27 protein-coding genes are annotated in these 26,500 nt (G+C 61.8%); 19 read left to right on the forward strand and 8 right to left on the reverse strand.

Features of this window, described 5'->3' with window-relative positions; translation table 11 throughout:
- Positions 1-4: 4 nt before the first annotated feature.
- The gene (locus B0H98_RS08910; RefSeq protein ID WP_106374716.1) at positions 5-982 is read right to left on the reverse strand and encodes a dipeptidase; all 978 of its coding nucleotides are present in this window, start codon (positions 980-982) and stop codon (positions 5-7) included.
- A gap of 214 nt (positions 983-1,196) precedes the next feature.
- The gene (gene gbdR, locus B0H98_RS08915; RefSeq protein WP_106374717.1) at positions 1,197-2,336 is read right to left on the reverse strand and encodes a choline metabolism transcriptional regulator GbdR; all 1,140 of its coding nucleotides are present in this window, start codon (positions 2,334-2,336) and stop codon (positions 1,197-1,199) included.
- A 346-nt stretch (positions 2,337-2,682) separates the two neighbouring features.
- On the opposite strand from gbdR, the gene mscL reads away from it, so the two are divergent.
- Positions 2,683-3,198, forward strand: a complete 516-nt coding sequence (gene mscL, locus B0H98_RS08920; RefSeq protein WP_106374718.1) for a large-conductance mechanosensitive channel protein MscL — start codon at positions 2,683-2,685, stop codon at positions 3,196-3,198.
- Positions 3,199-3,264: 66 nt separating this feature from the next.
- Here mscL and B0H98_RS08925 read toward each other — a convergent pair whose 3' ends face one another.
- From B0H98_RS08925 to hemC, 4 genes are read right to left on the reverse strand one after another with little or no spacing between them, the layout of a single operon-like run.
- Positions 3,265-4,527 (reverse strand): heme biosynthesis HemY N-terminal domain-containing protein, encoded by a 1,263-nt coding sequence (locus B0H98_RS08925; RefSeq protein WP_106374719.1) that lies wholly within the window; start codon positions 4,525-4,527, stop codon positions 3,265-3,267.
- Complete coding sequence (locus B0H98_RS08930; protein ID WP_106374720.1) at positions 4,524-6,035, reverse strand: uroporphyrinogen-III C-methyltransferase; 1,512 nt, start codon at positions 6,033-6,035, stop codon at positions 4,524-4,526. The genes B0H98_RS08925 and B0H98_RS08930 overlap by 4 nt, the downstream gene beginning before the upstream one ends.
- Positions 6,032-6,859, reverse strand: coding sequence for a uroporphyrinogen-III synthase (locus B0H98_RS08935; RefSeq protein ID WP_106374721.1), 828 nt, complete (start codon positions 6,857-6,859; stop codon positions 6,032-6,034). The genes B0H98_RS08930 and B0H98_RS08935 overlap by 4 nt, the downstream gene beginning before the upstream one ends.
- Positions 6,856-7,800 carry a hydroxymethylbilane synthase gene (gene hemC / locus B0H98_RS08940; RefSeq protein ID WP_106374722.1) on the reverse strand — a complete coding sequence of 315 codons (945 nt, stop codon included), beginning with the start codon at positions 7,798-7,800 and terminating at the stop codon, positions 6,856-6,858. Before hemC ends, B0H98_RS08935 begins: the two co-directional genes overlap by 4 nt.
- Before the next feature lie 230 nt (positions 7,801-8,030).
- Here hemC and argH point away from each other — a divergent pair, with 230 nt between their 5' ends.
- Genes argH through B0H98_RS08975 form a run of 7 tightly spaced genes read left to right on the forward strand, consistent with a single transcriptional unit; the run spans position 8,031 to position 14,035 of the window.
- Positions 8,031-9,434, forward strand: a complete 1,404-nt coding sequence (gene argH / locus B0H98_RS08945) for an argininosuccinate lyase (protein WP_106374723.1) — start codon at positions 8,031-8,033, stop codon at positions 9,432-9,434.
- Positions 9,431-9,553, forward strand: a complete 123-nt coding sequence (gene lptM, locus B0H98_RS08950) for an LPS translocon maturation chaperone LptM (protein ID WP_106374724.1) — start codon at positions 9,431-9,433, stop codon at positions 9,551-9,553. Before argH ends, lptM begins: the two co-directional genes overlap by 4 nt.
- A gap of 21 nt (positions 9,554-9,574) precedes the next feature.
- Positions 9,575-10,846 carry a diaminopimelate decarboxylase gene (gene lysA, locus B0H98_RS08955; RefSeq protein WP_106374725.1) on the forward strand — a complete coding sequence of 424 codons (1,272 nt, stop codon included), beginning with the start codon at positions 9,575-9,577 and terminating at the stop codon, positions 10,844-10,846.
- Entirely contained in the window at positions 10,846-11,679 is an 834-nt protein-coding gene (gene dapF, locus B0H98_RS08960; RefSeq protein ID WP_106374726.1) for a diaminopimelate epimerase, read from the forward strand. The genes lysA and dapF overlap by 1 nt, the downstream gene beginning before the upstream one ends.
- 16 nt (positions 11,680-11,695) lie before the next feature.
- Positions 11,696-12,406 carry a DUF484 family protein gene (locus tag B0H98_RS08965; RefSeq protein WP_106374727.1) on the forward strand — a complete coding sequence of 237 codons (711 nt, stop codon included), beginning with the start codon at positions 11,696-11,698 and terminating at the stop codon, positions 12,404-12,406.
- Positions 12,399-13,307: a tyrosine recombinase XerC gene (locus tag B0H98_RS08970; RefSeq protein WP_106374728.1), complete on the forward strand. Its 909-nt coding sequence runs from the start codon at positions 12,399-12,401 to the stop codon at positions 13,305-13,307. Before B0H98_RS08965 ends, B0H98_RS08970 begins: the two co-directional genes overlap by 8 nt.
- On the forward strand, positions 13,304-14,035 hold the full coding sequence (locus B0H98_RS08975) for an HAD family hydrolase (protein ID WP_106374729.1): 732 nt from the start codon (positions 13,304-13,306) through the stop codon (positions 14,033-14,035). The genes B0H98_RS08970 and B0H98_RS08975 overlap by 4 nt, the downstream gene beginning before the upstream one ends.
- Positions 14,036-14,040: 5 nt before the next feature.
- On the opposite strand, the gene yihA is transcribed toward B0H98_RS08975, so the two are convergent.
- Positions 14,041-14,682 carry a ribosome biogenesis GTP-binding protein YihA/YsxC gene (gene yihA / locus B0H98_RS08980; protein ID WP_106374730.1) on the reverse strand — a complete coding sequence of 214 codons (642 nt, stop codon included), beginning with the start codon at positions 14,680-14,682 and terminating at the stop codon, positions 14,041-14,043.
- A 209-nt stretch (positions 14,683-14,891) separates the two neighbouring features.
- Between yihA and B0H98_RS08985 the strand changes: the two genes are divergently transcribed.
- The 7 genes from B0H98_RS08985 (at position 14,892) to dtd (ending at position 20,503) form a co-directional block, all read left to right on the forward strand.
- Positions 14,892-15,521 (forward strand): c-type cytochrome, encoded by a 630-nt coding sequence (locus tag B0H98_RS08985; RefSeq protein WP_106374731.1) that lies wholly within the window; start codon positions 14,892-14,894, stop codon positions 15,519-15,521.
- A gap of 112 nt (positions 15,522-15,633) precedes the next feature.
- Positions 15,634-16,272, forward strand: a complete 639-nt coding sequence (locus tag B0H98_RS08990) for a thiol:disulfide interchange protein DsbA/DsbL (protein ID WP_106374732.1) — start codon at positions 15,634-15,636, stop codon at positions 16,270-16,272.
- 27 nt (positions 16,273-16,299) lie between these two features.
- The gene (locus B0H98_RS08995) at positions 16,300-17,136 is read left to right on the forward strand and encodes an endonuclease/exonuclease/phosphatase family protein (protein ID WP_106374733.1); all 837 of its coding nucleotides are present in this window, start codon (positions 16,300-16,302) and stop codon (positions 17,134-17,136) included.
- Between the two features lie 105 nt (positions 17,137-17,241).
- Positions 17,242-17,790 (forward strand): TRAP transporter small permease subunit, encoded by a 549-nt coding sequence (locus tag B0H98_RS09000; protein WP_106374734.1) that lies wholly within the window; start codon positions 17,242-17,244, stop codon positions 17,788-17,790.
- Positions 17,790-19,205, forward strand: a complete 1,416-nt coding sequence (locus B0H98_RS09005; protein ID WP_106374735.1) for a TRAP transporter large permease — start codon at positions 17,790-17,792, stop codon at positions 19,203-19,205. Before B0H98_RS09000 ends, B0H98_RS09005 begins: the two co-directional genes overlap by 1 nt.
- 8 nt (positions 19,206-19,213) lie before the next feature.
- Entirely contained in the window at positions 19,214-20,035 is an 822-nt protein-coding gene (gene thiD, locus B0H98_RS09010) for a bifunctional hydroxymethylpyrimidine kinase/phosphomethylpyrimidine kinase (protein WP_106374736.1), read from the forward strand.
- A gap of 30 nt (positions 20,036-20,065) precedes the next feature.
- Positions 20,066-20,503 (forward strand): D-aminoacyl-tRNA deacylase, encoded by a 438-nt coding sequence (dtd, locus tag B0H98_RS09015; RefSeq protein ID WP_106374737.1) that lies wholly within the window; start codon positions 20,066-20,068, stop codon positions 20,501-20,503.
- A 12-nt stretch (positions 20,504-20,515) separates the two neighbouring features.
- Here the strand turns inward: dtd and abc-f are convergent, their stop codons facing one another.
- Complete coding sequence (gene abc-f, locus B0H98_RS09020) at positions 20,516-22,480, reverse strand: ribosomal protection-like ABC-F family protein (protein WP_106374738.1); 1,965 nt, start codon at positions 22,478-22,480, stop codon at positions 20,516-20,518.
- A 29-nt stretch (positions 22,481-22,509) separates the two neighbouring features.
- On the opposite strand from abc-f, the gene B0H98_RS09025 reads away from it, so the two are divergent.
- The 4 genes from B0H98_RS09025 (at position 22,510) to B0H98_RS09040 (ending at position 26,426) form a co-directional block, all read left to right on the forward strand.
- A complete protein-coding gene (locus B0H98_RS09025; protein ID WP_106374739.1) occupies positions 22,510-23,082 on the forward strand; it encodes a TIGR02444 family protein in 573 nt (190 codons plus the stop codon).
- Positions 23,083-23,235: 153 nt separating this feature from the next.
- Positions 23,236-24,252: a TRAP transporter substrate-binding protein gene (locus B0H98_RS09030; RefSeq protein WP_106374740.1), complete on the forward strand. Its 1,017-nt coding sequence runs from the start codon at positions 23,236-23,238 to the stop codon at positions 24,250-24,252.
- Positions 24,253-24,533: 281 nt separating this feature from the next.
- A complete protein-coding gene (locus B0H98_RS09035; protein WP_106374741.1) occupies positions 24,534-25,112 on the forward strand; it encodes a TRAP transporter small permease in 579 nt (192 codons plus the stop codon).
- Between the two features lie 30 nt (positions 25,113-25,142).
- A complete protein-coding gene (locus tag B0H98_RS09040; RefSeq protein WP_106374742.1) occupies positions 25,143-26,426 on the forward strand; it encodes a TRAP transporter large permease in 1,284 nt (427 codons plus the stop codon).
- The last annotated feature ends 74 nt before the right edge of the window (positions 26,427-26,500 follow it).

A 26,500-nucleotide genomic window follows, 5' to 3' on the forward strand; every position in this document is an offset into this window, starting at 1 on the left:
GCGCTTATTCGCCCCATACATCCTTCAGCGTGCGCACCCAGTTCTCGCCCATGATCTTTCGCACCTGGGACTCGCTCATGCCGCGCTTCAAGAGCGCCTCGGTCAGGTTGGGGAATTCGCCGATGGTACGGATGCCTTCCGGGTTGATGATCTTGCCGAAGCTGGTCAGGCGGCGGGCGTAGCCCTTGTCGTGGGTCAGCCACTCGAAGAAGTTCTGGTCATGGCCCTGGGTGAAGTCGGTGCCGATGCCGATGGCGTCCTCGCCGACGATGTTCATGATGTACTCGATGGCTTCGCAGTAGTCGTCGATGGTCGAGTCCACGCCCTTCTTGAGAAACGGGGTGAACATGGTCACGCCGACAAAGCCGCCGTGGTCGGCGATGAACTTGAGCTCTGCATCGGACTTGTTGCGCGGGTGCTCCTTGAGGCCTGACGGCAGGCAGTGGGAGTAGCACACCGGCTTCTTGGATTCGAGAATGACCTCTTCTGACGTCTTGGCGCCCACGTGGGAAAGGTCGCACAGCATGCCAACGCGGTTCATCTCGGCGACGATCTCGCGGCCAAAGCCCGATAGCCCGCCGTCACGCTCGTAGCAGCCGGTACCCACCAGGTTCTGGGTGTTGTAGCACATCTGCACGATGCCCACGCCCAGCTGCTTGAAGATCTCGACGTAGCCGATCTGGTCTTCGAAGGCGTGGGCGTTCTGGAAGCCGAAGATGATGCCGGTCTTGCCCTCTTCCTTGGCCCGGGTGATATCACGCGTGGTGCGTACCGGGCGGACCAGATCGCTGCACTCGTCCATCAGCTTGTTGGACGCGACGATATTGTCCACCGTTGCCTTGAACCCCTCCCAGACCGAGACGGTGCAGTTGGCAGCGGTCAAACCGCCCCGGCGCATGTCTTCCAGAAGCTCGCGGTTCCATTTGGCGATGATCAGACCGTCGATGACGATGGCGTCTTGGTGTAATTCAGCAGGGGTCATAGCGAGGCTCCGGAATTGTTTATGTGAGGAGCATAGCGCCGAGGTGGTGTCGGTCTGCGCTTGGAAACGACGACGGAAATTCCAAAAGCGTCATCCTGGGAAAAGCGCCTGTGGGCAATATGGCGAGGGGCCGCATTAAGCGGTACAAAAGAAAAAGAGCTGCCTTTGAGGCAGCTCTTGTATCGGCACTAAATAGCCTGACGCTTGAACATCGTCAGGTGAGCAGTGGCACGCTTGCAAAGGTGGGCTCGCCCTGGGCGTAGGCGAGCGCCAGCAGGGCACTTGAGGCAGGCTCGCTGCTGACAGGCTCGACGCCCCAGCGTTTCAGCAGCGGGGGCGATTTTTCCGAGTGCTTCTGACGCGTATGGATCCCCAGGCGCTCATCGCGCGGGGGAATGCCAAAGCATTCGCGGTAGCATTTGGAAAAGTGCGGTGTGGAGACGAAGCCGCACACCGAGGCGATCTCGATGATGGAGAGCGAGGTCTGCTTCAGGAGCTGACGCGCGCGTACCAACCTGAGCTTCAGGTAGTAGCGTGAGGGCGAGCAGTGCAGGTAGCGCTGAAACAGTCGCTCCAGCTGGCGCCGGGAAACGTCCACATAGCTTGCCAGCTCATCGAGTTCCAGAGGCTCTTCCAGATTGGACTCCATCAGTGCCACGATTTCCAGCAGCTTGGGCTGGGTGGTGCCCAGCACGTGCTTGAGCGGTACGCGCTGCTGATCCTGCTCGTTACGCATGCGCTCGTAGATGAACATCTCGGAAATGCCCGCCGAAAGCTCCTTGCCGTGATCGTGGGCGATCAGATTGAGCATCATGTCCAAAGGCGCCGTACCGCCCGAGGCGGTAAACCGGTCGCGGTCGATGGAAAAAAGCCGCGTGGTCAGCACGATCTTGGGGAACGCTTCCTGAATCGACGCCAGGCACTCCCAGTGAATGCTGGTTTCGTAATGATCCAACAGGCCGGCCTGCCCGAGTGCCCAGCTGCCGGTACAGATGGCGCCCAGGCGGCGCAGCTGGCGCGACTGCGCCTGCAGCCAGTGGAGATGCTCACGGCTGACGCTATGCTGAGGGGCTACGCCGCCGCATACGATGACCCAGTCCAGCGATAGCGGTGCGTGCATGGAAGCGTCGGGCGTTACGTGCAAACCGTCGCTGGCGCGCACCGGAGCGCCATCCTGGGTCAGGGTGTACCAGCGATAAAGCTCGCGACCGGCCAGCTGGTTGGCCATGCGCAGTGGTTCAATCGCTGATGCCAGGGAGATCAGGGTGAAGTTGTCCAACAGCAGAAAACCGAGGGTTTGCGGTACGTTGGAGTGACCTGCTGGGGGTGTGTTTTTTACTTGATCTGGTGTCATGGTCTTTACCTCTATCACCTGAACGTCATTGGTTTTCTTTTTATTATCTTTTTACGTCGCTGGCGTTTGTTCTAATCCCTGCGCTAAATACTCTCTGCCTGTCTGCATATTGGCACGAATGACACTTATACTGACAAAGCAATCTGAAAAGCAATTCAATGTATGTCGTTAATGGAACATTGAAGGTCGCCTGGAGTGTCATTAAGCAGGCGTTAAGATCGCCGGCGGTGGTTTTTGAAACACTTGTTTCACGGTATTGCGGTGTTTCTTTAAGTCATTGAACCGAAAGGCTTTACGTTTAAAAACGTTATATGCTAATAAGCTAAGCAAATGAAAGGAAAAGCTGATGGCCAAGTTTTTTAAGGAGTTTCGCGAGTTTGCCGTTAAAGGTAACGTCATCGATATGGCGGTGGGGATTATCATTGGCGGCGCTTTTACGCTTATCGTGCAAAGCCTTGTCAGAGACGTCATGAACCCGGTGATCGGCCTGCTGGTGGGGGGAATCGATTTCTCCAACCTGTTTGTCGTGCTGCGTGAAGGGATGACATCCGGACCTTACCCAACGCTTGCCGCGGCTCAGGCGGACGGTGCGGTCACGCTGAACCTTGGATTATTCCTGAATGCCGTCGTAAGCTTTACCATCGTGGCGTTTGTGGTCTTCATGCTGGTAAGAACCATCAACCGCTTGAAGCGTGAAGAGGTGGAGGCGCCCAAGAGCCCGGTCGAGAAGGCCTGCCCTTACTGCTTCATGACCGTGCCGATCAAGGCGACCCGGTGCGGGCACTGTACGTCCGAGCTGCCTCTACCCACGGAAGCTGAGCAGCAGTCTCTGAAGGCCGCATCACCGCCACCTCATGTGTAAGGTGCATGGGGTATTCATGAAAAAGGCGCCCACAGGGGGCGCCTTTTGCGTGGCTTGCGTTAAACACTAGGCGCGCTTCTTGCCCGTTTTCGTGCCTGGTGTCTGACTGTCGCTGGCATCGCTTGGCTGGGGCAGCGAAGGCAGTGACTTGGCCAGCATGTCCACACTGTGGCGGTAGTAGAGCTGGCTCTTGTTGTGCTCGCCAAGGCTTGCGTAAAGGCGGGCAAGCTCGGCGCACACTTCGCCGCTGGGGCGCTGACGCTGGCTGGCCTCGAAGTACTCCAGGGCCTTTTCCCACTTGCCGGTACGAAGCGAAAGACGCCCGCAGGTCAACAGGAGTTCCGGGTCGTTGGGGCGTTCCTGCAGCCACTTTTCGGCTTTCGCCAGCTGGCGGCCGGCGTTCACGTTCAAAAGGCCGTAGCGCTTCACCAGACGTGCGTCCCAGTGATGGTCCAGCGAGTGGTTGAGCAGGCGCTCGGCAATGGTTTCCTCGTTGGCCTGAAGCAATGCATCGGTGTACAGCACGATCAGCTCGGTGTTGCCGCGCAGATACTCCGGCATGTCTGCCCAGAGGCTGCGAACCCGTTCGATGTTGCTGGGGTTCTTGGCTTCGAACAGGATCAGTTCGCGGTACGCCTTGAACTCGAGCTGCTCGCGCTCCTGCGGGGCAATCAGCTTCTGGGCCGCCAAGCGCGGCAGTAGCCAGCGCAGGCCTTCCCAGTCGTTGACGCTCAGATGCACCTGCTTGAGCAGCTTCAGTACCTGCGGATGGTCGTTAAGCTTCTTGTCCAGACGATTGAGGATCGCCAGTGCCTCTTCGGGCTGCTGGCGGTCGATCATCAACTGCGCCTGCATCAGGCCAATGGCGGTATCGGCGCCTTCGGTGCTGAGCTGGGCCTGGTTCAGGTGCTCCTGGGATTTTTCGTGATTGCCCTGATAGTGAGCGGCCAGCGCAGCTGACAGATAGTTGACCAGCGGCGTGCTGGAATCGTCGGCTGCATGTACCAGGGTCTTTTCGGCCTTTTTCCAGCGCCCTTCGGTCAGCGCGACCAGACCGCGCACGGTACGCTTCATGGCGCGGCGGTTACGAGCGCGGCCGTTCCAGGTACGAAAGCGGCCCACCGGGCGAATGATGCCGCTGAGCAGGCGCAGGGCAAAATGCACCACGATGAACGCCGCCAGCAGAAGGATCAGGCCAAACCAGAAGGAGGTCTGGATCGAGGTATCGCCTACCCGAATCAGCCAGTAACCGGGCACCGACATCATCAGGTGCCCGAACAGGGCACCGACGGCAAGACCCGCTACCAGCAGGAGGATGAGCTTTCTCATGCGTCACCTCCCTCTTCGTCATCTTGCTGGCGCGACCGGAAGCGGTTTTCGATGAAGCTGGCCATGGCCTGCTGGGACGCGCTGATATCCGGAAGCTCGGGCTCGATTTCGGCCTGCTTGAGCTCCTGCAGACGCTCGATCACACTCTGGGTCGCGTCGCGCTCAAGGTCGTAGTAGCCGTTGAGCAGTTCCAGCGCCTTGTCGATGCTGGCTTCATACAACGGCTGCTCTTCCTTGAGCAGGGCAAGCTGAGCCTGCTCGAGAATCAGGCGCAGGCTCTGACGCAGGTAAGACTCCTGCTCCGGGGTCACCAGGGTTTCCATGGCTTCATCGTGATGACGAATCACCACCAGATCCTTCAGCTCTTCGCCAAAGCGGGCCAGCTGGCGCTGGAAGGTGCCGGTAGGCGGCTGTTCGATGCCTGACGTGACCGCACGCTCTTCGACTTCCTGGGAAAGTCGCAGGCCGGCCACACGCTCCTGCTGCGCGTTGAGCGCCAGGTAAAGGCCGGTGCGGTCGACGCGTGGCACGCCGTCAAGGGCGGCAAGCTCGCTGGCGATTTCGCGACGTACCGAGGTCAGGGCCGGGTTGTCGGCATCGGCCAGACGGGCATCAGCGGTGCGCAGCAGGGCCGCGGCGCCTTCCACGTCGCCTTCAAGCTGCAGGCGCTGGTTGGCCAGGCGCAGCAGATAGGCGGCTTCGGCGTGCAGCCAGTCGCGGTCGTCGGTGTCCTGAGCCTGGGAGAGCTGGGCGAGCACGTCATCGAGCGTGCTGTTGACGTCGCTGCGGTAGCTGTCGAGTTCGCCGCGCAGTTCATCCAGGGTGCTTTCCAGCGCCTGGTCACGTTCGCTTTCGCTGCTTTCAATCCGTGACTGAAGGTCGCTGACGGTTTGCTGGGTGGCGCTGTTTTCTGCCTGCTGGCTCAGCTCGTTGATACGCTGCTGCTGGCTATCCAGGCGCTGCCAGCCCTGCCAGGCGACGATCACCAGCGCGATGGCCAGCAGCACGACCAGAATCAGTGCCAGCAGGCCACCCTTGCCGCCGCTGCGCTTGCCGCCACTGCCTGAGGGTGGAGTGGGCGGTGCGTTGTTGCCGCTGCCGGAAGGCGTGGATTTGGAAGCTGGTGCCGCGCTTGGCGCAGTGCTGGCGGCGGAGGGCTTGGCGGTACCGGACGTCGCTGCGCCGGGCGTCGCTACGCCGGGTGTGGCCGTGCTGGCAGACGCGGTGCCGCTGGGGGTAGTCGAGCCAGAAGCCGTCGAGTTCGCCGCGGCCTGACTCTGACTGCCGCCCTTGCCGCGCCGCCGGGAGCGGCCGTTTTTGGCCGCCGTGCTTGCAGGCTGAGCGTCAGTACCGCTTGGCGTGCTGCTCTCTACCTTGCTGGCGTCTGCCGTGCTGGCAGGTGGTGTAGGAGAGGCTGGCGCGGCAGCGTCGTTCGGCTTGATGCTGTCCTGAGGCGCATCGGCGGACGACTTTTGTACGCCTTCCTGGTCGTTTGGTTGTTTGCTCATCTGTCGCTAGCCCTTAATGAAGTTCCTTGATCGACATCGGCACCCTTAGGGTTACAGGACCTTTCCAACGTGGCTGCCAGTGCAGCCGGCGTTGCTCCCGACGCCACCTTGAGGTCACTAAAACCCAGTGTACCGGCCAGTGTAGCTAAACGGTGACTGGAAACGATTAGCGGTTGGTTCAACGCTGCCTGATCACACCATTTTGCCAGATGTTCAAGCAGTTCGCCGCTGGTGACGATTAACGCGCGGTAATCACCTGCTCTCAACCGCGCCTGCATGGCAGCAGACGGCGGGCTGAAGACGCGCCGATAAACGGCAAGGCGCGTCACCATGGCGCCGCGCTCTGCCAGCGTGTCGGCCAGCAGCGTGCGACCGCCTTCACCGGCCACCAGCAGTATCCGCTGGTGGGAAACGTTCTTGAGCGAGGCAAGCGTCAGCAGTGCTTCGCTGGTATTCTCGCCGCGCTCACTTTCAGCGCTGGCCTTTAAAGAAGCGGCAGGGGGGATGCGCACCCGCACGCCCAACTGGTCAAACAGTATGCTCGCTGTGGCGCTCCCCACGCTGTAATAATCAATCCCCACCGGCAATTGCGGCCAGTAGCGGTCCAGCGCCTCGCTCAGACACTCGGCCGCGAAAGGGCTGATGACCACGATCTTGTCGTACTGATCAATATTCAGCCACACACTGCGTGTAGCCGAATCTTCCGGCAAGGCTTCAAGGGCCATGACGTCAAGCGCCTCGACCTCGGCGCCGCCGCTGCGCAGAAGGCTTGCCAGCGCATCACCGCGCGCGCCGGGCCGGCAGATCAGAACCGGCTGCGTCATACGTTGTTGCCGTACACCTCGGCCAGGATATCGCCCGCGCCCTGATCAAGCAGCTCTTCGGCGATACGGATACCCAGCGCTTCGGGCTCGTGAATCGAGCCGCGGCCTTCGGCGCGCAGCACTTCCGTGCCTTCGGGGTTGCCTACCAGCCCGCGCAGCCAGATCGTCTCATTGGCCTTGTCGAGCACGGCAAAGCCGGCAATCGGTACCTGGCAGCCGCCTTCAAGGCGTGTGTTCATGGCGCGCTCGGCGCGCACGCGGGTGGCGGTGTCCGGGTCGTCCAGCGGTGCCAGCAGGCCGATCAGTTCCGGGTCATGCAGGCGGCACTCGATTCCCAGCGCGCCCTGACCACAGGCGGGCAGGCACACTTCCGGGGGCAGCGCCTGGGCGATGCGCGCATCCAGGCCCAGGCGTTTCAGGCCAGAGGTCGCCAGAATGATGGCATCGAATTCGCCGTCGTCCAGCTTGCCCAGGCGGGTCTGAACGTTGCCGCGCAGGTTGAGAATTTCAAGGTCCGGGCGGATTTCACGCAACTGCAGCCCGCGACGCAAACTGGCGGTGCCGATCTTGGCGCCTTCAGGCAACTCATCGACGCTTTTGTAGTGGTTGGATACGAAAGCATCGGTCGGGTCGGCGCCTTCCAGAATCACCGAAAGCCCCAGGCCCTCGGGAAACAGCATCGGCACATCCTTCATGGAGTGCACGGCGATGTCCGCGCGGCCGTCCAGCATGGCGTCTTCCAACTCCTTGACGAACAGACCCTTGCCGCCAATCTTGGAAAGCGGGGTATCAAGAATCTTGTCGCCCTTGGTGGAGAGCGCCACCAGCTCGACTTCCAGACCTTCGTGCGCGGCCATCAGGCGGTCGCGAACGTGTTCGGCCTGCCACATGGCCAGCTGGCTCTTGCGCGTGGCGATACGCAGTTTGGTGATGGTTGACACGTTATTCTCCCTTTGCCGCTGACGCGGCGCGTCAAGCTATGATGTGTCTCATCATAAAGCACCCGGCCACACAGTAAAAATCAGCCGCTTTATTTAAGATAAGCGCCAGGCGGTTTAAACGCCATCGGGCGAAAAGCGCCGTGCCCTTTGAACTCAAGCAATCAGGGCAATGACTCTGTTACACTTTCCGTCAACGACTCTTTTGTTTTTGTCAGCAGGATATGCCTCCGATGAGCCAAGCTACGAATCAGTCCTGGGGCGGTCGCTTCAGCGAGCCCACCGATGCCTTTGTGGCGCGTTTTACCGCGTCTGTCACCTTCGACCAGCGCTTCGCGCGTCAGGATATTCAGGGCTCGATTGCCCATGCCACCATGCTTGCCCGCGTGGGCGTGCTTACCGACGACGAGCGTGACGCCATCATCAATGGCCTGACCGAGATTCAGGGCGAGATCGAGCGCGGCGAATTCAACTGGTCGGTGCCTCTTGAAGACGTGCACATGAACATCGAGGCGCGCCTGACCGACAAGATCGGCATCACTGGCAAGAAGCTTCACACCGGGCGTTCGCGTAATGATCAGGTGGCCACCGACATTCGCCTGTTCATGCGCGACGAGATCGACGTCATCGAGGTGGAGTTAAAGCGTCTGCGTGAAGGCATGATCGAACTTGCCGACCGCGAAGCCGACACCATCATGCCGGGCTTTACCCACCTGCAGACCGCCCAGCCGGTGACTTTTGGCCATCATCTGCTGGCCTGGCAGGAAATGCTCGCCCGCGACCACGAGCGTTTGCTTGACTGTCGCAAGCGCGTCAACGTGCTGCCGCTGGGCGCCGCGGCCCTTGCCGGCACCACTTACCCGATCGACCGCCACGTGACCGCCGAGCTTCTGGGCTTTGACCGCCCGGCGGAAAACTCGCTGGACGCGGTGTCGGATCGCGACTTCGCGATCGAATTCACCAGCTTCGCCAGCATCCTGATGATGCACCTGTCGCGCATGAGCGAAGAGCTTGTGCTGTGGACCAGCGCCCAGTTCGACTTCATCGATCTGCCTGACCGCTTCTGCACCGGCTCCTCGATCATGCCGCAGAAGAAAAATCCCGACGTGCCGGAGCTGGTGCGCGGCAAGACCGGCCGGGTCTATGGTCATCTGATGGGCCTTCTGACGCTGATGAAATCCCAGCCGCTGGCCTACAACAAGGATAACCAGGAAGACAAGGAGCCGCTGTTCGACGCCGTGGATACGGTGCGCGACTGCCTGAAAGCCTTTGCCGACATGGTGCCCGCCATCGAGCCGAAGAAGGACAGCATGTATGAAGCGGCGCGGCGCGGGTTCTCGACCGCGACCGATCTGGCCGACTACCTGGTTCGCAAAGGCGTGGCCTTCCGCGATGCCCACGAGATTGTCGGCCAGTCGGTGGCCTACGGTCTCAAGTCCAGGAAAGATCTGTCGGAAATGAGTCTGGAAGAGCTTCAGCAGTTCTCGACGATCATCGAGCAGGACGTGTTTGACGTCTTGACCCTCGAGGGTTCGGTGGCCGCGCGTAACCATATCGGCGGTACCGCGCCGGATCAGGTGCGTGCCGCCGCCCAGCGGGCACGCGAGGCGCTGGGTGCCCTTGAGGTGCGCGCATGAAGGCGCTGGCAGTTATCGTGCTCATCGCGCTATTCATCGCCGGCTGTGGCCAGAAGGGCCCGCTGTACATGCCCGAGGATAGTGCGCCCCAAGACGGCGCTACCGAACAGGCTGGGTAAGCGGCTGCAGGAGACAGGTTCATGGATTACTTCAACTATCGCGACGGCGTGCTTTACGCCGAAGACGTGCCGCTCTCGCAGATTGCCGAAGAGCACGGCACGCCTTGTTACGTCTACTCCCGGGCAACGTTCGAGCGCCACTTTCGCGCCTATACCGAAGCCCTGGGCAGCCACCCGCACCTGATTTGTTACGCGGTAAAGGCCAACTCGAACCTGGCGGTGCTGGGGCTGCTGGCCCGCCTGGGCGCCGGGTTCGATATCGTCTCGGTGGGTGAGCTCGAGCGCGTGCTGGCCGCCGGCGGCGACCCCGCCAAGGTGGTGTTCTCAGGCGTTGCCAAGCAGCCCCATGAGATGGCCCGCGCGCTTGAGGTGGGTATCAAGTGCTTCAACGTGGAGTCGCGCCCGGAGCTTGAGCGCCTGAACGCGGTGGCGGGTGAGCTTGGCAAGGTGGCCCCGGTGTCGCTGCGCGTGAATCCGGATGTCGACGCGGGCACCCATCCGTATATCTCCACCGGGCTCAAGGACAACAAGTTCGGCATCGCCGTGGATGATGCGCTGGATGTCTACGCCCTTGCCGCCAGCCTTCCCAACCTGCGCGTGACCGGGATGGATTGCCATATCGGCTCGCAGCTGACAGAAAGCGCGCCGTTTCTGGATGCCCTGGAGCGCCTGCTGGTGCTGATGGAGCGTCTGCGCGAACGCGGTATCGAGATCGACCATCTGGATCTGGGCGGCGGTTTGGGGGTTACCTACCGCGATGAAACACCCCCGCAGCCCTTCGATTACGCCAGCAAGCTCTTGACGCGCCTGTCGCGCTGGGAAGGTGGCGAGAAGCTGACGCTGCTGTTCGAGCCCGGCCGCTCGATTGCCGCCAATGCGGGCGTGATGCTGACCCGGGTCGAGTTCCTCAAGCCCGGCGAAACCAAGAACTTCGCGATTGTCGATGCGGCCATGAACGACCTGATCCGCCCGGCGCTGTACCAGGCGTGGCAGGCCATCGTGCCGGTGGATACGCGCAGCGCGCGTTCGAGCGCCACGTACGACGTGGTTGGACCGGTGTGTGAAACCGGCGACTTTCTGGGCAAGGAGCGTGAGCTGGCGATTGCCGAGGGAGATCTTCTGGCGGTACGTTCGGCGGGGGCTTACGGGTTCGTGATGGCCTCGAACTACAACAGCCGCCCACGCCCCGCCGAGCTGATGGTGGATGGCGACACCTGCCACGTGGTGCGCGCCCGGGAAACCGTGCAGAGCCTGTGGGCCGGTGAAGCGCTGCTGCCCGAAGGAGCACGCTGATGCTTTTGCATTTCACCAAGATGCACGGTCTCGGCAACGACTTCATGGTCGTGGACCTGGTTACCCAGCGCGCCCGGCTGCGCGAAGAGCAGATTCGCCAGCTGGCCGACCGCCGCTTCGGCATCGGCTTTGACCAGCTGTTGATCGTCGAGCCGCCCCGCGAGCCGGAAATGGACTTTCGCTACCGTATCTACAACGCCGACGGCAGCGAAGTGGAGAACTGCGGTAACGGGGCGCGCTGTTTTGCGCGCTTTGTCCGCGACCAGCGCCTGACCCACAAGCACGAGATTCACGTGGAAACTGCCGGCGGCCCGCTGGTGCTGCACGTACAGCACGACGGTCTGGTGCGCGTGGACATGGGGCGGCCGCGCTTCAGCCCGGCGGCACTGCCCTTTGACGCCGAGGGCGACCAGCCGCTGCACGCGCTTGAAGTGGACGGTGAAATGCTTGAAGTGGGCGTGGTCTCCATGGGCAACCCGCACGCGGTAATGCAGGTTGAGAGCGTCGAGCAGGCTCCTGTCGAGCGCCTGGGCCCGCTGGTGGAAGCGCATCCGCGGTTTCCCAAGCGGGTCAACGTGGGCTTCATGCAGGTGCTCTCGCCCAACCGGATTCGCCTGCGGGTGTTCGAGCGCGGCAGCGGCGAAACGCTTGCCTGCGGCACCGGCGCCTGCGCCGCCGTGGCCAGCGGCATCCGCCAAGGGCTTTTGAAAAGCCCGGTCAGCGTCCAACTACCCGGCGGCGAGCTGACCATCGAATGGCCCGACCCCGAAGCGTCGCTGGTCATGGTCGGCCCCGCCACGCGCGTCTATGACGGTCGCGTCGCGCTCAACTGATTCAAGGAGTACGGTGATGTCTCAAGCCCCTGAACCGCGCAAGACGCTCGATCCAGACCAGGTAGCATTTTGGCTTGCCCGTCATCCCGATTTTTTTGTAGGCCGCGAAGGGCTGCTGCAGCAGCTAAAGGTTCCCCACCCGCATATCGACGGCGCCGTCTCGCTGCTGGAAAGGCTGGTGCTGGACCTGCGTCAGCGGGCGGAAACCGCCGAAGACCGCCTTGAGCATCTGCTGGAAACCGCGCGCCACAACGAAGCCCAGTACCGGCGCCTGCGTGAAACCCTGCTGGCGCTGGTCGAGGCCGATACCCGGGACGCGCTGGCCCAGGCACTGGCCACGCAGTTGAACGAGCGCTTTGATACCCCGGCCATGGCGCTGTGGTGCCCGGCCACGCTCAGCGACAGCGAGCCGGCGCTGCCCCAGCCGCCGCGCCATGTGCTCGACCAGCACGCCAGCGCCCGGCTGGCTGCCCTGCTGGACGGCAAGACCAGCCGCTGTGCCAAGCTGAGCGTCAGCGACTGGAAATGCCTGCTGCCGCACACCAAGCCTCCGCGCAAGGCGGGCTCCTGCGCCATTTCGCGGCTTTCGGCTGGAGAGTCGCTGGGCTATCTGCTGCTTGCCAGCCCCAACCCGGAAAGCTATCGTGCCAGCATGGATACGCTGTTTACCGAGTACCTGGGCGATATCGTGGCGCGGCTGTTGATTCGTCTGGAAGCGCATGGCTGAATCGGCGCTGACGGCTTCGGTGGCAGGCTATCTCGACGCGCTCGCCCGTCATGCAAGCCCAGCTACCGTGGCGGCGTACCGGCAGGACCTGAGCGCCCTGTGCCGGTTCGCCGAACAGCGCGAGGTAGGCGACCCGGCGGCGCTGGATACGGCGCTGTTGCGCACCTTCCTGGGTACCGAGCGCAGCCGCGGGCTGGGCGCGCGCAGCCTGGCCCGCCGCCGGGCCGCGCTTTCCCGCTTTGCCGACTATCTCGTAAGGCAGAACATTCTGGCGGATAACCCGGTCGGGCTTCTGCGCACGCCCAAGCAGCCCAGCCACCTGCCGCGCCCGGTGGATGTCGATGCCCTGGCACGCTTTCTGGACAGCCCCCACGACGGCTCGCCGCTGGCGGTGCGCGACCAGGCCATGCTGGAGCTTTTCTACTCCAGCGGGCTGCGCCTGGCGGAGCTTGCCGCGCTTGATCTTCACGACCTGCAGACAAGCCGCGTGCGGGTCATCGGCAAGGGCAGCAAGCCGCGCCAGGTACCGGTGGGCCGCCGCGCCCAGCAGGCGCTGGCCGAGTGGCTGACCTGCCGGGCCGGCATGGCGAAAGAGGGGGAAATTGCGCTGTTTGTCGGCCAGCAGGGCGCGCGCCTTGGCCACCGGGCGATTCAGAAGCGCCTGGCGCAGCTCTCGATCACCCGCGGGCTGCCGGAGCATCTGCACCCGCACCGGCTGCGCCACTCCTTCGCCAGCCACCTGCTCGAATCCAGCCAGGATCTGCGCGCGGTGCAGGAGCTTTTAGGCCACGCCAATCTTTCGACCACCCAGGTATACACACGGCTGGACTGGCAGCACCTGGCCACCAGCTACGATGCCGCCCACCCTCGCGCCAAACGCGGCCCCCGGAGCAAATCATGACTGCACTGCAAGCCATCACCTTTGATCTCGACGATACACTGTGGGACAACCACGGTGTCATGCTGCGCACGGAAGAGGGCCACTACGCGTGGCTGCTTGAAGCGCTTGGCATGTGGCGCGCCACCCGTCAGGAGGCGCCGCTGGCGCTGGGGTATGAAGCGGGATTGCAGGACTACCTGGCGCGCCGCCAGCAGTTTGCCAAGGACGTGCCCGAGCGGCGCGGCGACTTCACCTGGCTGCGTCTGCGTGCCCTGGAAGCCCAGCTGGAAGCCGAAGGCCTGCCGCGCAGTGCGGCCATCCTGTGGGCGGCGGCGGCCATGAACGAGTTTCATCGCCTGCGCGTGCAGGTAACGCCTCATCCGGAAGCGGCGGGGCTGCTCGCGGCTCTGGGGGAGCGTTACCAGCTGGCGGCCATTACCAACGGCAATATCCATTTGAAGCGCCAGCCTCTGGCGGCCTATTTTCCGGTGGCCATTGCCGCCGGCGAGCTGTTGGCTCCCAAGCCGGACCACACGCCTTTTTTGACCGCCTTGGCCAAAATGGACGTGGCACCGGAGTGCGCCATGCACGTGGGTGATTCCTGGGCGGAAGACATACTGCCGGCCCAGGAGCTGGGCATGCTAGCCGTGTGGATCTCAAACGATAGCGAACAGGCGCTGCCGCCCCGGGTGCACCGTATTGCGCATATCAAGGAACTGCCGGGCGTGCTTGAGCGGCTGAACGGCTAATTTTCTTACTCGGACTCAGGCGTGTGCAGCCACTGGTCAAGCTTGTGTGAAAGCGTGTCGACGCCGTCGCGCTTGAGCGATGAGAACAGCTGGACCGACACCAGGTCTTCCCACTCTTTCAGCCGTGAGCGCACCTTTTGCAACGCCGCGCTCGCCGGGCCCTTCTTGAGCTTGTCGGACTTGGTCAGCAGGATATGCACCGGCATGTTGCGCGTGTCGGCATAGCTGAGCATCATCTGGTCGAATTCGGTAAGCGGATGGCGAACGTCCATCAGCAGCACCAGACCGCGCAGGCTGAAACGGCCGCGCAGGTAGTCCGAAAGATGCTGCTGCCACTCCAGCTTGACCGCTTCGGGCACCTTGGCGTAGCCGTAGCCGGGCAGATCGACCAGGCGGCGTGCGTCGTCGTTCATCACGCTGAAGAAGTTGATCAACTGGGTGCGGCCAGGCGTGCGCGAGGTGCGGGCCAGCGCCTTTTGCTGGGTCAGCGCATTGATGGCGCTGGATTTGCCCGCATTCGAACGCCCGGCAAACGCCACTTCAGCGCCGGTGTCATCCGGGCAGGTGGCAAGCGTGGGCGCGCTGATGATAAAGCTGGCGGTAGGATAGTTGAGCCGAGGGACGGGGCTATCTTGGAGGGTGGACATGGAAAGAATCCTGAATCGAACCTATAGAACAGTCTGCGTTAACCACGCGTATAATGACATGGCACGCCGCGCTGCGACGAATTACCCCGTCAGTCGGGTCAAACGGTGCGTTGAGAGCGCTACTACCCGTGATCTGGGGCGCTAGTGTAACACCGCCGCGCGAGGGGCGCTGCTTAACGTCATTCACCCTTAACTGCAAGCGAGTTGCCATGAGAGTAGTGCTGCCAGGCCTGATGGCCATGTTGATGGCGTGGAGCGTGGCCTACGCCCAGGCGGATGATCAGCTGCTTTTGGACGCCGCCGCCGGCGAGCAGCGTGCGCAGACCTGTGCGGCCTGTCACGGCCAGGCCGGTATCAGCCCGGTCAGTGCCTTTCCTCATCTGGCCGGCCAGCAGGCCTCCTATCTTGCCAAGCAGATCAGGGATATTCGTGACGGCGAGCGCGTAGTGCCGCAGATGATGGGCATGGTCGATGGCTTTTCCGACCAGGATACCCTGGATGTGGCCGCCTACTACGCCGGCCAAGAGGCTAACCTGGGACAGGTCAGTCTTGATGACGCAGCCCTGATTGCCCGCGGTGAAGCGCTCTACCGGGCGGGTGACGCCGAGCTTGGCATTCCTGCGTGCAGTGCCTGTCATACCCCCACTGGCGCCGGTATCGACAGCGCCGTTTACCCGGCGCTTTCCGGGCAGTATCCGGCTTACACCGCCGCGGCGCTGCGTGCTTTTGCCTCCGGCGAGCGCACCAACGACCCGAGTGGCAGCATGAACACTATCGCTGCCAAGCTCAGTGCCGAAGACCGCCAAGCCGTGGCCGAATACCTATTCGGATTACACTAAGTTTGCGTTAGAAAGGCGCGCCGCGCCGCATCGCTCTGTTTCCTAACGTGAGGGAACCTGATAGCGTTATCAACAGTCTCAGCTTGCGCTTACCCCTTGGAGAATTGTCGCTATGTTCAAAACGTTAATGGTTGCGATGGCCGGTCTGGGCCTGTCTGCTGCCGTCAGTGCTCAGGAATTGGTCGAAGGCCAGGACTACACGCTGCTTGAGGCGCCGGTCGCGACCCAGGTGGATGATGATCAGATCGAAGTGACCGAGGTGTTCTGGTTCGGCTGCCCGCACTGCTACCGCCTGCAAACCCCGGTCAGCGAGTGGTACGAAACCCTTGAAGATGACGTAAGCGTTGTGCACATGCCGGCCACCATGGGCGGCAACTGGAACACTCACGCCGCTGCCTTCTATGCCGCAGAGTCGCTGGGTATCGAAGAAGACCTGCACGCCGATTTCTTTGACGCGATCCATCAGGACGGCCGTAAACTGGTCGATGCCGACGAGATCGCCGAATTCTTTGCCAACTATGGCGTGAGTGAAGAGGAAGCGAAAAAGGCCCTGACCTCTTTCACCGTGCGCAGTGAAGTCAACAAGGCCAACAGCCGCATGCGCGAAATGCGCCTGATGGGCGTACCGGCACTGGTGGTCGATGGTCGCTTCGTGATTACGCCCAGCACCGCCGGCAGCCTTGAAAACATGCCTCAAGTAGCGGAAGCACTGATTGAACGTGTACGCGAGGAACGTGCCCAGGAAGGGTAAGCAACCAAGGAATCAGGTGACAAGCAGATGGTCGATACGACAGCGATGAACCAGGGATCCGGGCCATTGCCTCTGCGCGAACGGGGGCATCTTCGCCTGCTGACGTTCAACTTGCAGGTAGGTATACAGACATCTGCTTATCACCACTACGTGACCCGTAGCTGGCAGCACTTCTTGCCTCATCCACAGCGGGTCAAGCGCCTGGACATCATGGGTGACGTGCTGGGTCAGTTTGACGTGGTGGGGCTTCAGGAGGCCGACGGTGGCAGCTTTCGCACCGGGCGCATCAATCAGGTTGAGTACCTCGCGGCCAAGGCCGGGTTCCCCCACTACTTCAAGCAGTTGAACCGCAACCTGGGCCATGTTGCCCAGCACAGCAACGGGCTGCTTTCACGCCTGGTGCCCACCAAGATCGAAGAGCACCGCCTGCCCGGCACGCTGCCGGGGCGCGGGGCCATTCACGTACGCTTTGGCAATGGCCCGGACGCGCTGCATGTCTTTGTAGCGCATCTGGCGCTTAGCCACCGGGGCCGGGTACGTCAGCTCAACTATTTAAGCGATATCATCGAGCCGCTGCGCCACGTGGTAGTGATGGGGGATCTCAACTGTACCCCGGATCAGTTGCATGCTCATGAGCGTTTCAGCACCTCACTGCCGCTGCACCCGGTCAAGCCGCTGCTCAGCTATCCGTCCTGGCAGCCGCGGCGTGCGCTCGATCATATTCTGCTCTCGCAGACCCTTGAAGCCGCCGAGGTTCGGGTGATGGACCATCTGTTTTCCGACCATCTACCGATCGCGGTGGATTTACCGCTGCCGGCGGCCTGCCTGTTAGCCATTGAAAAGGCAACGCCTTCGGCTTCCTGAGTCGCTTAGCGGCAATAAAAGGTCGCACAAGCGGGCTTGGGGGATGACGTTCGGCCCAGAATCAGCGATGATTCTGGGCCGTTTTCTTTCTCCAGGACATTTAACATGCTCGCCAATGCCCATGAGCCGCGCTTGCTCCGCTGGCTCGACTGCGTGACCGAGGGAGTGGGCCGGGCCATTGCCTGGCTGGTGGTCATCATGATGGTCGTCCAGTTTGCCATCGTCGTGCTGCGCTATGCCTTCGGTATCAACAGCATCGTGATGCAGGAATCCGTGATGTACATGCACGCCGCCGTGTTCATGCTGGGCGCCGGATGGACGCTGCGTCACGATGGGCATGTGCGAGTCGATATCTTCTACCGCAAGATGTCGGATAAAGGCCGTGCCTGGATCGACCTGCTGGGCACGCTGTTTCTGCTGATCCCCGTGGTCTCCTTCATTGCCATCTCAAGCTTTCATTATGTAATGACCAGTTGGGCGATCATGGAGCGCTCGGGGGATGGCGGCATTCCGGCGGTTTACCTGCTCAAGTCCCTGATACTGGCGATGGTCGCTCTGCTGCTGATCCAGGCGGTAGCCCAGATGATCCGTCAGGTGCTGATTATCCGGGGCAAGTTATCCGGTTGTGCCCCTGTACACGAGGAGATCATCTAGTGCTGGCGATTCTAATGGAAGGTATGCCGCTGGTACTGTTTGCCACGGTATGCGGTGTCTTGATGCTGGGCTATCCGGTAGCGCTTTCGCTGGCCGGGACGGCGCTGGCTTTTGCCGGACTAGGTTTTCTGCTGCAGTCGCTGGGCGTTCCGGTGCACTTCGAGGCGCGCTGGATGAGCTCCATGCCCAACCGCATCTACGGCATCATGACCAACAACACCCTGCTGGCGGTGCCCCTGTTCGTGCTGATGGGGGTCCTGCTCGAGAAGTCGCGGGTAGCGGAAACCCTGCTGGATGCAATGACCATGGCGTTTGGCGCCCTGCGCGGCGGCCTGGGCATTGCCGTGGTGCTGGTAGGCATGCTGCTGGCGGCGTCGACCGGCATCGTGGGGGCCACGGTAGTGACCATGGGCCTGCTTTCCCTGCCCACCATGCTCAAGCGTGGCTACTCGCCAGCGCTTGCGACCGGCACCATCTGCGCCACGGGGACACTTGGCCAGATCATTCCGCCCTCCATCGCCCTGGTGCTGCTGGGGGACGTGCTTAACAACGCCTACCAGCAGGCCCAGCTTGCCATGGGCTCATGGAGTCCCAAGACGCTCTCCGTGGGGGATCTGTTTATCGGCGCGCTGATACCCGGCCTGCTGCTGGTGGTGGCCTATATCATCTATCTGCTCATGGTGGCGTGGCTGAAACCCAGCGCGGCCCCGGCGGCGGACCGTGACGCGCTGATGCAGGAGTTGGGCCATACCGGCAGCGTCTGGCCGCTGCTGTTGAAGGGGCTCTTGCCGCCGGTCCTGCTGATCGTGGCCGTGCTGGGCTCGATTCTGGGCGGCTTTGCCACGCCCACTGAGGCCTCGGCAGTGGGAGCGTTCGGCGCGCTGCTGCTGGCGGCGGCCAATCGGCGGCTAAGCTTCACCATGCTGCGCGATGTCGTGCGCTCCACCGCTCAGGTCACCAGCATGGTATTTTTGATCCTGATTGGTGCGGCGCTGTTTTCGCTGGTATTCCGGGCGTTTGGCGGTGAAGAGCTGGTCACCCACCTGTTCGAGGGAATGCCGGGCGGCGTTGTCGGAGCCACGCTTGTCGTCATGCTGGTGATCTTCCTGCTTGGCTTCATTCTCGACTTTATCGAGATCACCTTTGTGGTGGTGCCGATTGTCGGCCCGGTGCTGCTTGCCATGGGGCTTGACCCCATCTGGCTCGGCATCATGATCGCCGTCAACCTGCAAACCTCGTTTTTGACGCCGCCGTTCGGGTTTGCGCTCTTCTATCTGCGCGGCGTCACGCCGCAGAACGTGCCTACCTCGGCCATCTACCGTGGCGTCGTTCCGTTCATTCTCATGCAGCTGGCGATGTTGCTGGCGCTGGCGCTGTTCCCGGGTCTTGCCACCTGGCTGCCGTCGGTCATCTAGGAGGCGTCATGGCATCAAGCGTCAATGTACTGACCATTGCCGGCTCCGACCCCTCCGGCGGGGCCGGTATTCAGGCCGATCTCAAGACGTTCTCGGCGCTGGGGGCTTATGGCACCAGCGTGATCACCGCGCTGACAGCCCAGAACACCCAGGGCGTGCGCGGCGTTTATCCGATTCCTGCGGACTTCATTCGCGCGCAGCTTGAAACGCTGATGGATGACGTTGAACTCGATGCGGTCAAGATCGGCATGGTGGCGAGCCGCGACGTTGCCGAGGTGATCAAGGAGGTGCTGGAAAAGCATCGCCCGCGCTGGATCGTGCTCGACCCGGTGATGGTCGCCAAGAGCGGCGATATTCTGGTGGATGATGCAGGCATCCGAGCCGTGCGCGATATCCTGGTGCCGCTGGCCGATATGATTACACCCAACCTGCCGGAGGCGGCGGTGCTGCTGGATACCGGCTCGCCCGAGAGCCTGGACGCTATGGAGGCCATGCTGCCGGGCCTGACCCGCCTGGGCGCGCCCTATGTGGTGCTCAAGGGTGGCCACCTGCGCGGCGAAACCTGCCCGGACCTGCTGGCCACACCTGACAGCCATGAATGGCTGCCCGCCTCGCGCATCCAGACCGACAACCTGCACGGCACCGGCTGTGCGCTGTCATCGGCGATGACCGCCTGCCTTGCCAGGCTGCCGGTTGGGGCATCCGGCGCTGAGGTCGTTGCCGCCATTACGGAAGCCAAGCGCTGGCTGCACGAAGCGCTCGAGGCAAGCGGCCGGCTGAGCGTGGGCAAGGGGCGCGGGCCGGTTCACCATTTTCACGCCTGGTGGTAGGCGCCTGAACCAGGCACGAGGAGACGCGCAGTGAAAGTGCTGATACAGCGAGTCCAGAAGGCCAGCGTAACGGTCGAGGGGCAAACCATTGGCGCCATCGACCAAGGGCTTTTGGCCCTGGTCGGCGTAGAGAAGGGGGATAGTGAAGCCGCCGTCGAGAAAATGCTGCACAAGCTTTTGCACTACCGAGTGTTCAGCGACGCCGAAGGCAAGATGAACCTCAACCTTCAACAGATAGACGGCGGCCTGCTGCTGGTGTCCCAGTTCACTCTGGCCGCCGAGACTCACAAGGGCCTGCGGCCGGGCTTTTCCAGTGCCGCCCCGCCCGCCGAAGGCGAGCGGCTGTTCAATGCGCTGGTTACCCAGGCCCGTTCGGCCTGGCCGAACGTGGCGACGGGCCAGTTCGGTGCTGATATGCAGGTCGCGCTGGTCAACGACGGCCCGGTTACCTTTCTGCTGGAAAGCTGAAGCCGGGCGCCGTCAGGCCTCTGCGCTTTCGCTGGCCAGAAGCTCCGCTTCCATGGCTTCCAGCGCTTCTTCGGCGGCCAGCCACTGCTGCTCGGCGCTGTCCAGACGCGCCTTGATGGTAGCCTGCTGGGCCAGCGCATCGGTCAGTTCGGCCTTGCGGGCACTGTCGGTATATAGCGCCGGGTCAGCCAGTACGGCTTCCACCTCTTCCAGGGCTGCCTGAGCTTTTTCCATGCTTTTCTCGGCCTGATCGCGCTCCTTTTTCAGCGGGCGCAGCTTCTCGCGCAGCTCGGCGGCGGCCTTGCGGGCAGCCTTGCGCGCTTCGCGGCTGTCGCCGCTTGGCTGCTGGCTCTGACGCTCGGCCTTTTCGCTGCGCGAATCCCGGCGGCTCTCTTCAAGGCGCGCTTTCAGCCAGGCACGGTAATCCTCAAGGTCGCCATCGAACGGCTCCACCCGGTGATCCGCCACGCGCCAGAACTCGTCGACCGTGGCACGCAGCAGGTGGCGGTCGTGGGAGACCAGAATCACGGTGCCTTCAAACCCCGCCAGGGCTTCGGTCAGCGCTTCGCGCATCTCAAGGTCCAGGTGGTTGGTCGGCTCATCGAGCAGCAACAGGTTGGGTTTTTGCCAGGCCACCAGCGAGAGCGCCAAGCGCGCCTTTTCACCGCCGGAGAAGGTCGCCACTTCGCCAAAGGCGTCGTCGCCCTTGAAGCCAAAGCCGCCCAGGAAATTGCGGATCTCCTGCTCGCTTGCCTTGGGTGACAGACGCTGCACGTGCATGAACGGCGTCGAGGTGACGTCCAGGCCTTCCAGCTGGTGCTGGGCAAAGTAGCCAATCGCCAGGTGCTCGCCGGGCACGCGCTTGCCGGTCAGCAGCTCAAGCTCGCCGGTAAGCGACTTGATCAGGGTCGATTTACCCGCCCCGTTGGGGCCTAGAAGGCCAATACGGCTGCCCGGCAGGAGCGTGATGTTGACCTTGTCCAGCTGGACGTTGTCGCGCTCCTCGCTTCGATAGCCGAGCTGGGCCTGATCAAGCACCAGCAGCGGGTGAGAGGTCTTGTCGGCGGCGGGCAGGGTGAAGTGAAACGGCGAATCGACGTGGGCCATGGCGATATCCTCCATGCGCTCCAGCATCTTTACCCGGCTCTGGGCCTGACGGGCCTTGGTAGCCTTGGCCTTGAAGCGGGCGATAAAGCGCTCGATCTCTTCGCGCCGTGCCTGCTGCTTGGCGGCTTCGGCCTGCTGCAGGGCGAGTTTTTCAGCGCGGGTGCGCTCAAAGCGCGAGTAGTTGCCCCGGTAAAGCTCCAGGGTCTGGTGGTGCATGTGCACAATGTGATCGCACACGGCATCCAGAAAATCCCGGTCGTGGGAGATCAGCAGCAGGGTGCCGGGGTAGCGGGTCAGCCACTGCTCGAGCCACAGCAGAGCGTCCAGATCCAGGTGGTTGGTCGGCTCATCGAGCAGCAGCAGGTCAGAGGGCATGAACAGCGTGCGCGCCAGATTCACGCGCATCCGCCAGCCACCGGAGAAGTCCGACAGCGGGCGGGCAAGGTCAGCCTGCACAAAGCCAAGCCCGACCAGCAGCTGGGCGGCGCGGGACTCGGCGCGGTAGCCGTCCAGGGTTTCGATCAAGCCGTGCAGCTCCGCTTCGCGGTGGGCTTCACCCGCCTTCTGGGCCGCCGCCAGCTCGGCTTCGGCCTGGCGCAGCGCCTTGTCGCCGTCCAGCACGTACTCGATGATCGGCCGGTCAAGGGCTTCCACTTCCTGGGCCATGTGCGCGATACGCTGGCCGCCGCTCATTTCCACATCGCCCTGGTCCGGGCCCAGCTCACTCAACAGCAGCTTGAAAAGGCTCGATTTACCAGCGCCGTTTGCCCCGATGATGCCCGCCTTGATACCGTCGTGCAGGGTCAGGTCGGCGTTCTCGAGTAGCGTTTGCGTGCCGCGTTGCAGGGCGACTTGGCGCAGTGCGATCATGCTCTCTCCCAAAAGAAGTGGGTAAACCAATGCTCGATTCTAACCGATTGCGCCGCCTGGAGCAGATGCCGTTATGGGATTTTGCGCTAGCGTTTTACGCAGACCCCGAGGTCGAACGGGCCTGCCTGGCACTACAGGATGCTGGCGGGGTCGATGTATGCGAGCTTCTGCTGCACGGCTGGCTTTATGTGCACGGCCTTGAGGCGCTGCCGGATGCGCTGGCCGAACAGCGCCAATCACGGGAAGCGTGGCAGCGGGAAGTGACCCAGGTGTTGCGCCACTTGCGGCGCAGTCTCAAGCCCGAAGCGCTGAACAGCGACTCGATTGCCGCGCTGCGCAAGACGATACAGAAGGCTGAGCTGCAGGCCGAACGTGAAAATCTTCAACGCTGGCAGAGCTGGGCGCTGGAAGTTGTGGCGTTTGAAGGCCGGTTGAAAAACGCTGCGCCACGTTCGCAGGATGTTGCAAAATGGCTGCAAGATAGCCTGTATTTGGCTCAACTTGACAAGGAGTGCGTTGATACGTCAGGCGCGCGCGAAAGCGTTTCACAAGCCTTTCAGGTTCTGGCAACCCGGCTTGACCGCTTCGAAGTGCCGCGCTAGCCTGAAAATGAGCTGCTTTTGAATAATCATTCGTTATACGTCCGCTGACCCGCAGCAATGGATAACGTTTTTGCGTGTCAGCGAATGTAAAAAAATAAGAGCAGATTTCTGCGCACGCGTATAGCGCGCTTACCACTGCAAGGGGAACATCGCATGAAGGCAAGCAAGTTAGTAACGACGGCAAGCGTAGGTGCACTGCTGTTTGGCATGACCGCCGCTGCACAGGCAGATAACTGGCGTTACGCGCACGAAGAGTACGAAGGCGACGTACAGGATGTGTTCGCCCTCGCGTTCAAGGAGTACATCGAAGACAACTCCGATCACACCGTCCAGGTCTATCGTTTCGGCGAGCTGGGCGAGTCCGATGACATCATGGAGCAGACCCAGAACGGTATCCTGCAGTTCGTGAACCAGTCGCCCGGCTTTACCGGTGCCTTGATTCCCGAAGCCCAGATCTTCTTCATTCCCTATCTGCTGCCCACCGATGAAGAGACCGTACTGACGTTCTTCAACGAAAGCGAAGCGATCAACGAGACGTTCCCGGAGCTTTACGCCGAGCAGGGCCTTGAGCTTCTGAAAATGTATCCTGAAGGTGAAATGGTCATCACCACCGACGAGCCGATCAGCTCGCCGGAGGATATGAGCAACAAGAAAATCCGCACCATGACCAACCCGCTGCTTTCCGAAACCTACGACGCCTTTGGCGCCACGCCCACGCCGCTGCCCTGGGGCGAAGTGTATGGCGGTCTGCAGACCGGCATTCTGGATGGCCAGGAAAACCCGATCTTCTGGATCGAGTCCGGCGGGCTGTACGAAGTATCGCCGCACCTGACCTTCACCGGCCACGGCTGGTTCACGACCGCCATGATGGCTAACCAGGACTTCTTCGAAGGGCTCTCCGACGAAGATAAAGAGCTGGTGCGTGACGCATCCGAAGCCGCTTATGACCACACTATGGATCATATCCAGGGCCTGGCCGAAGAATCACTGGAAAAAATTCAGGCAGCGTCTGACGAGGTCACCGTGACGCGTCTGGATGAAGAGCAGATTCAGGCGTTCCGTGATCGCGCCCCGCAGGTGGAAGAGGCCTTCCTTGAAATGACCGGCGAGCGCGGTGCCGAGCTGCTTGAGCAGTTCAAGGCCGATCTGGAAGCCGTTACCAACGAGTAACCGCTGGTTGGCTGTTCAAGCCAGACAGAGGACTTGAAAAGGGGGGCAGTCAACGCTGCCCCTTTTTTATTGCCTGGATTGCCGCGCCACGGCGCCTGCAAAGGGCATTTAGGGCAAGCGGTGCGTTGGCAATTATTTGCCCAACGCTAAGGCGCAAAGCCCAGTCACCCGTTACGCTTAGAGTGCGTCAACGCACTTTAATCATCTCTTCGTGAGTCAATTATCCAGCGTGCTATTGGCGTGCCATGCGCCATAGTCATGCCGAAAAAGGGAGTTCGGCCATGACCGATGAAGAATCCGAGAAGAATTACCACTCAGGGTTACCCGGTGTGTTGGGCGTGATCGACACTGCAATTAGCAAAATCGAGTCAGTGATACTGGCGCTAGGGGTTTTGCTAATGGCGCTGAATACGGTCACCAACGTTATCGCCCGGTTTGTGTTTGGCAACAGCATCATGTTCTCAGGTGAGCTGAACCGTATCCTGATCATCATGGTCACCTTTGCCGGTATCGGCTATGCGGCGCGTCACGGCCGACATATTCGCATGTCGGCCATCTACGATGCGCTGCCGGCCGGCGGGCGCAAGGCGTTGATGATCGGCATCTCGCTGTTCACCTCGCTGATCATGTTCTTTCTACTCTATTACTCGATCGTCTATATCCAGGACCTTTACAGCAAGGGGCGCGTATTGCCGGCGCTTAGCCTGCCGGTCTGGATGATTTATCTGTGGGTGCCGATGGGCTTTCTGATCACGGGTATTCAATACCTGCTGACCGCCATCAAGAACCTCACCAGCCGGGAGGTGTATCTCTCGACCGGCGTGGTGGATGGTTATAAAGATGTCGAAACCGACATTTGACGCAGGGCACTGCACACGAGGGGAATACGCATGACGACGATAATGGTAGTGACCATGATCGCCCTGCTGCTGCTGGGCTTTCCAATGATGGTGCCGCTGATTGCCGCGGCGGTCATCGGCTTTTACATGATGTTCAACGGCTTCGGCCAGATGGATACGCTGATCCAGCAGATGATGGCGGGCATCCGGCCGGCGTCGCTGATCGCCGTGCCCATGTTCATTCTGGCGGCGGATATCATGACCCGCGGCCAGTCGGCCAACCGCTTGATCGATATGGTCATGGCCTTTATCGGCCATATCAAGGGCGGGCTTGCGGTGAGTACGGCGGCGTCATGTACGCTGTTCGGGGCCGTCTCCGGCTCTACTCAGGCGACCGTGGTAGCGGTGGGTTCGCCACTGCGCCCGAAGATGCTCAAGGCGGGCTACTCCGACTCGTTCACCCTGGCGCTGATCATCAACGCAAGCGACATCGCGTTTCTGATTCCGCCGAGTATCGGCATGATCATCTACGGGGTCATCTCCGGCACCTCGATCGGCGAGCTGTTCATCGCCGGCATCGGGCCGGGCCTTTTGATCCTGCTGATGTTTTCGGCCTACTGCATCGTCTATGCGATCGTGAAGGACGTACCTACCGAGGCGCGGGCCAGCTGGAAAGAGCGCGGCACGGCGGTACAGAGAGCGCTCTGGCCGCTGGGTTTTCCGGTGATCATCGTGGGCGGCATCTACGGCGGCATCTTCAGCCCCACCGAAGCCGCTGCCGCCTGCGTGCTGTACGCTGTGCTGCTCGAGTTCGTGGTGTTCCGCTCGCTCAAGATGCGCGATATCTACGCCATCGCCAAATCGACCGGCCTGATCACCGCGGTGGTGTTCATTTTAGTGGCGGTAGGCAACAGCTTTTCGTGGATCATCTCGTTTGCCCAGATTCCGCAGGCCATCCTGGAGTCCGTCGGGGTGAATGACGCAGGGCCTACCGGCGTTCTGATCGCGATCTGCGTCTCTTTCTTCATTGCCTGCATGTTCGTCGACCCTATCGTCGTCATTCTGGTGCTGACCCCGATCTTTGCCCCGGCCATTGCGGCAACCGGGCTTGACCCGGTACTGGTGGGTATCCTGATTACCCTGCAGGTGGCCATAGGCTCGGCGACGCCACCCTTTGGCTGCGATATCTTTACCGCCATCGCAATCTTCAAGCGTCCCTACTGGGAAGTCATCAGGGGTACGCCGCCGTTCATTTTCATGCTGATTCTGACCGCCGCGCTTCTGATCATGTTCCCGCAGATCGCCTTGTTCCTGCGCGATGTGGCTTTCCGCTAAGGCTGCATGAAGAGCGCGTCACACAACGTGGCTAAACCTCCCGGCGAAACGGAGGTCGTATCTACATCCGCTGC

The organism is Vreelandella songnenensis (assembly GCF_003002925.1).
GTDB classification, from domain to species: Bacteria; Pseudomonadota; Gammaproteobacteria; order Pseudomonadales; family Halomonadaceae; genus Vreelandella; species Vreelandella songnenensis.

Coding starts and splice junctions, on each gene's coding strand:
- B0H98_RS08910 (WP_106374716.1), bottom strand. CDS start 982: ATGACCCCTGCTGAATTACACCAAGACGCCATCGTCATCGACGGTCTG.
- gbdR (WP_106374717.1), bottom strand. CDS start 2,336: ATGACACCAGATCAAGTAAAAAACACACCCCCAGCAGGTCACTCCAAC.
- mscL (WP_106374718.1), top strand. CDS start 2,683: ATGGCCAAGTTTTTTAAGGAGTTTCGCGAGTTTGCCGTTAAAGGTAAC.
- B0H98_RS08925 (WP_106374719.1), bottom strand. CDS start 4,527: ATGAGAAAGCTCATCCTCCTGCTGGTAGCGGGTCTTGCCGTCGGTGCC.
- B0H98_RS08930 (WP_106374720.1), bottom strand. CDS start 6,035: ATGAGCAAACAACCAAACGACCAGGAAGGCGTACAAAAGTCGTCCGCC.
- B0H98_RS08935 (WP_106374721.1), bottom strand. CDS start 6,859: ATGACGCAGCCGGTTCTGATCTGCCGGCCCGGCGCGCGCGGTGATGCG.
- argH (WP_106374723.1), top strand. CDS start 8,031: ATGAGCCAAGCTACGAATCAGTCCTGGGGCGGTCGCTTCAGCGAGCCC.
- lptM (WP_106374724.1), top strand. CDS start 9,431: ATGAAGGCGCTGGCAGTTATCGTGCTCATCGCGCTATTCATCGCCGGC.
- lysA (WP_106374725.1), top strand. CDS start 9,575: ATGGATTACTTCAACTATCGCGACGGCGTGCTTTACGCCGAAGACGTG.
- dapF (WP_106374726.1), top strand. CDS start 10,846: ATGCTTTTGCATTTCACCAAGATGCACGGTCTCGGCAACGACTTCATG.
- B0H98_RS08965 (WP_106374727.1), top strand. CDS start 11,696: ATGTCTCAAGCCCCTGAACCGCGCAAGACGCTCGATCCAGACCAGGTA.
- B0H98_RS08970 (WP_106374728.1), top strand. CDS start 12,399: ATGGCTGAATCGGCGCTGACGGCTTCGGTGGCAGGCTATCTCGACGCG.
- B0H98_RS08975 (WP_106374729.1), top strand. CDS start 13,304: ATGACTGCACTGCAAGCCATCACCTTTGATCTCGACGATACACTGTGG.
- yihA (WP_106374730.1), bottom strand. CDS start 14,682: ATGTCCACCCTCCAAGATAGCCCCGTCCCTCGGCTCAACTATCCTACC.
- B0H98_RS08985 (WP_106374731.1), top strand. CDS start 14,892: ATGAGAGTAGTGCTGCCAGGCCTGATGGCCATGTTGATGGCGTGGAGC.
- B0H98_RS08990 (WP_106374732.1), top strand. CDS start 15,634: ATGTTCAAAACGTTAATGGTTGCGATGGCCGGTCTGGGCCTGTCTGCT.
- B0H98_RS08995 (WP_106374733.1), top strand. CDS start 16,300: ATGGTCGATACGACAGCGATGAACCAGGGATCCGGGCCATTGCCTCTG.
- B0H98_RS09000 (WP_106374734.1), top strand. CDS start 17,242: ATGCTCGCCAATGCCCATGAGCCGCGCTTGCTCCGCTGGCTCGACTGC.
- thiD (WP_106374736.1), top strand. CDS start 19,214: ATGGCATCAAGCGTCAATGTACTGACCATTGCCGGCTCCGACCCCTCC.
- abc-f (WP_106374738.1), bottom strand. CDS start 22,480: ATGATCGCACTGCGCCAAGTCGCCCTGCAACGCGGCACGCAAACGCTA.
- B0H98_RS09025 (WP_106374739.1), top strand. CDS start 22,510: ATGCTCGATTCTAACCGATTGCGCCGCCTGGAGCAGATGCCGTTATGG.
- B0H98_RS09030 (WP_106374740.1), top strand. CDS start 23,236: ATGAAGGCAAGCAAGTTAGTAACGACGGCAAGCGTAGGTGCACTGCTG.
- B0H98_RS09035 (WP_106374741.1), top strand. CDS start 24,534: ATGACCGATGAAGAATCCGAGAAGAATTACCACTCAGGGTTACCCGGT.
- B0H98_RS09040 (WP_106374742.1), top strand. CDS start 25,143: ATGACGACGATAATGGTAGTGACCATGATCGCCCTGCTGCTGCTGGGC.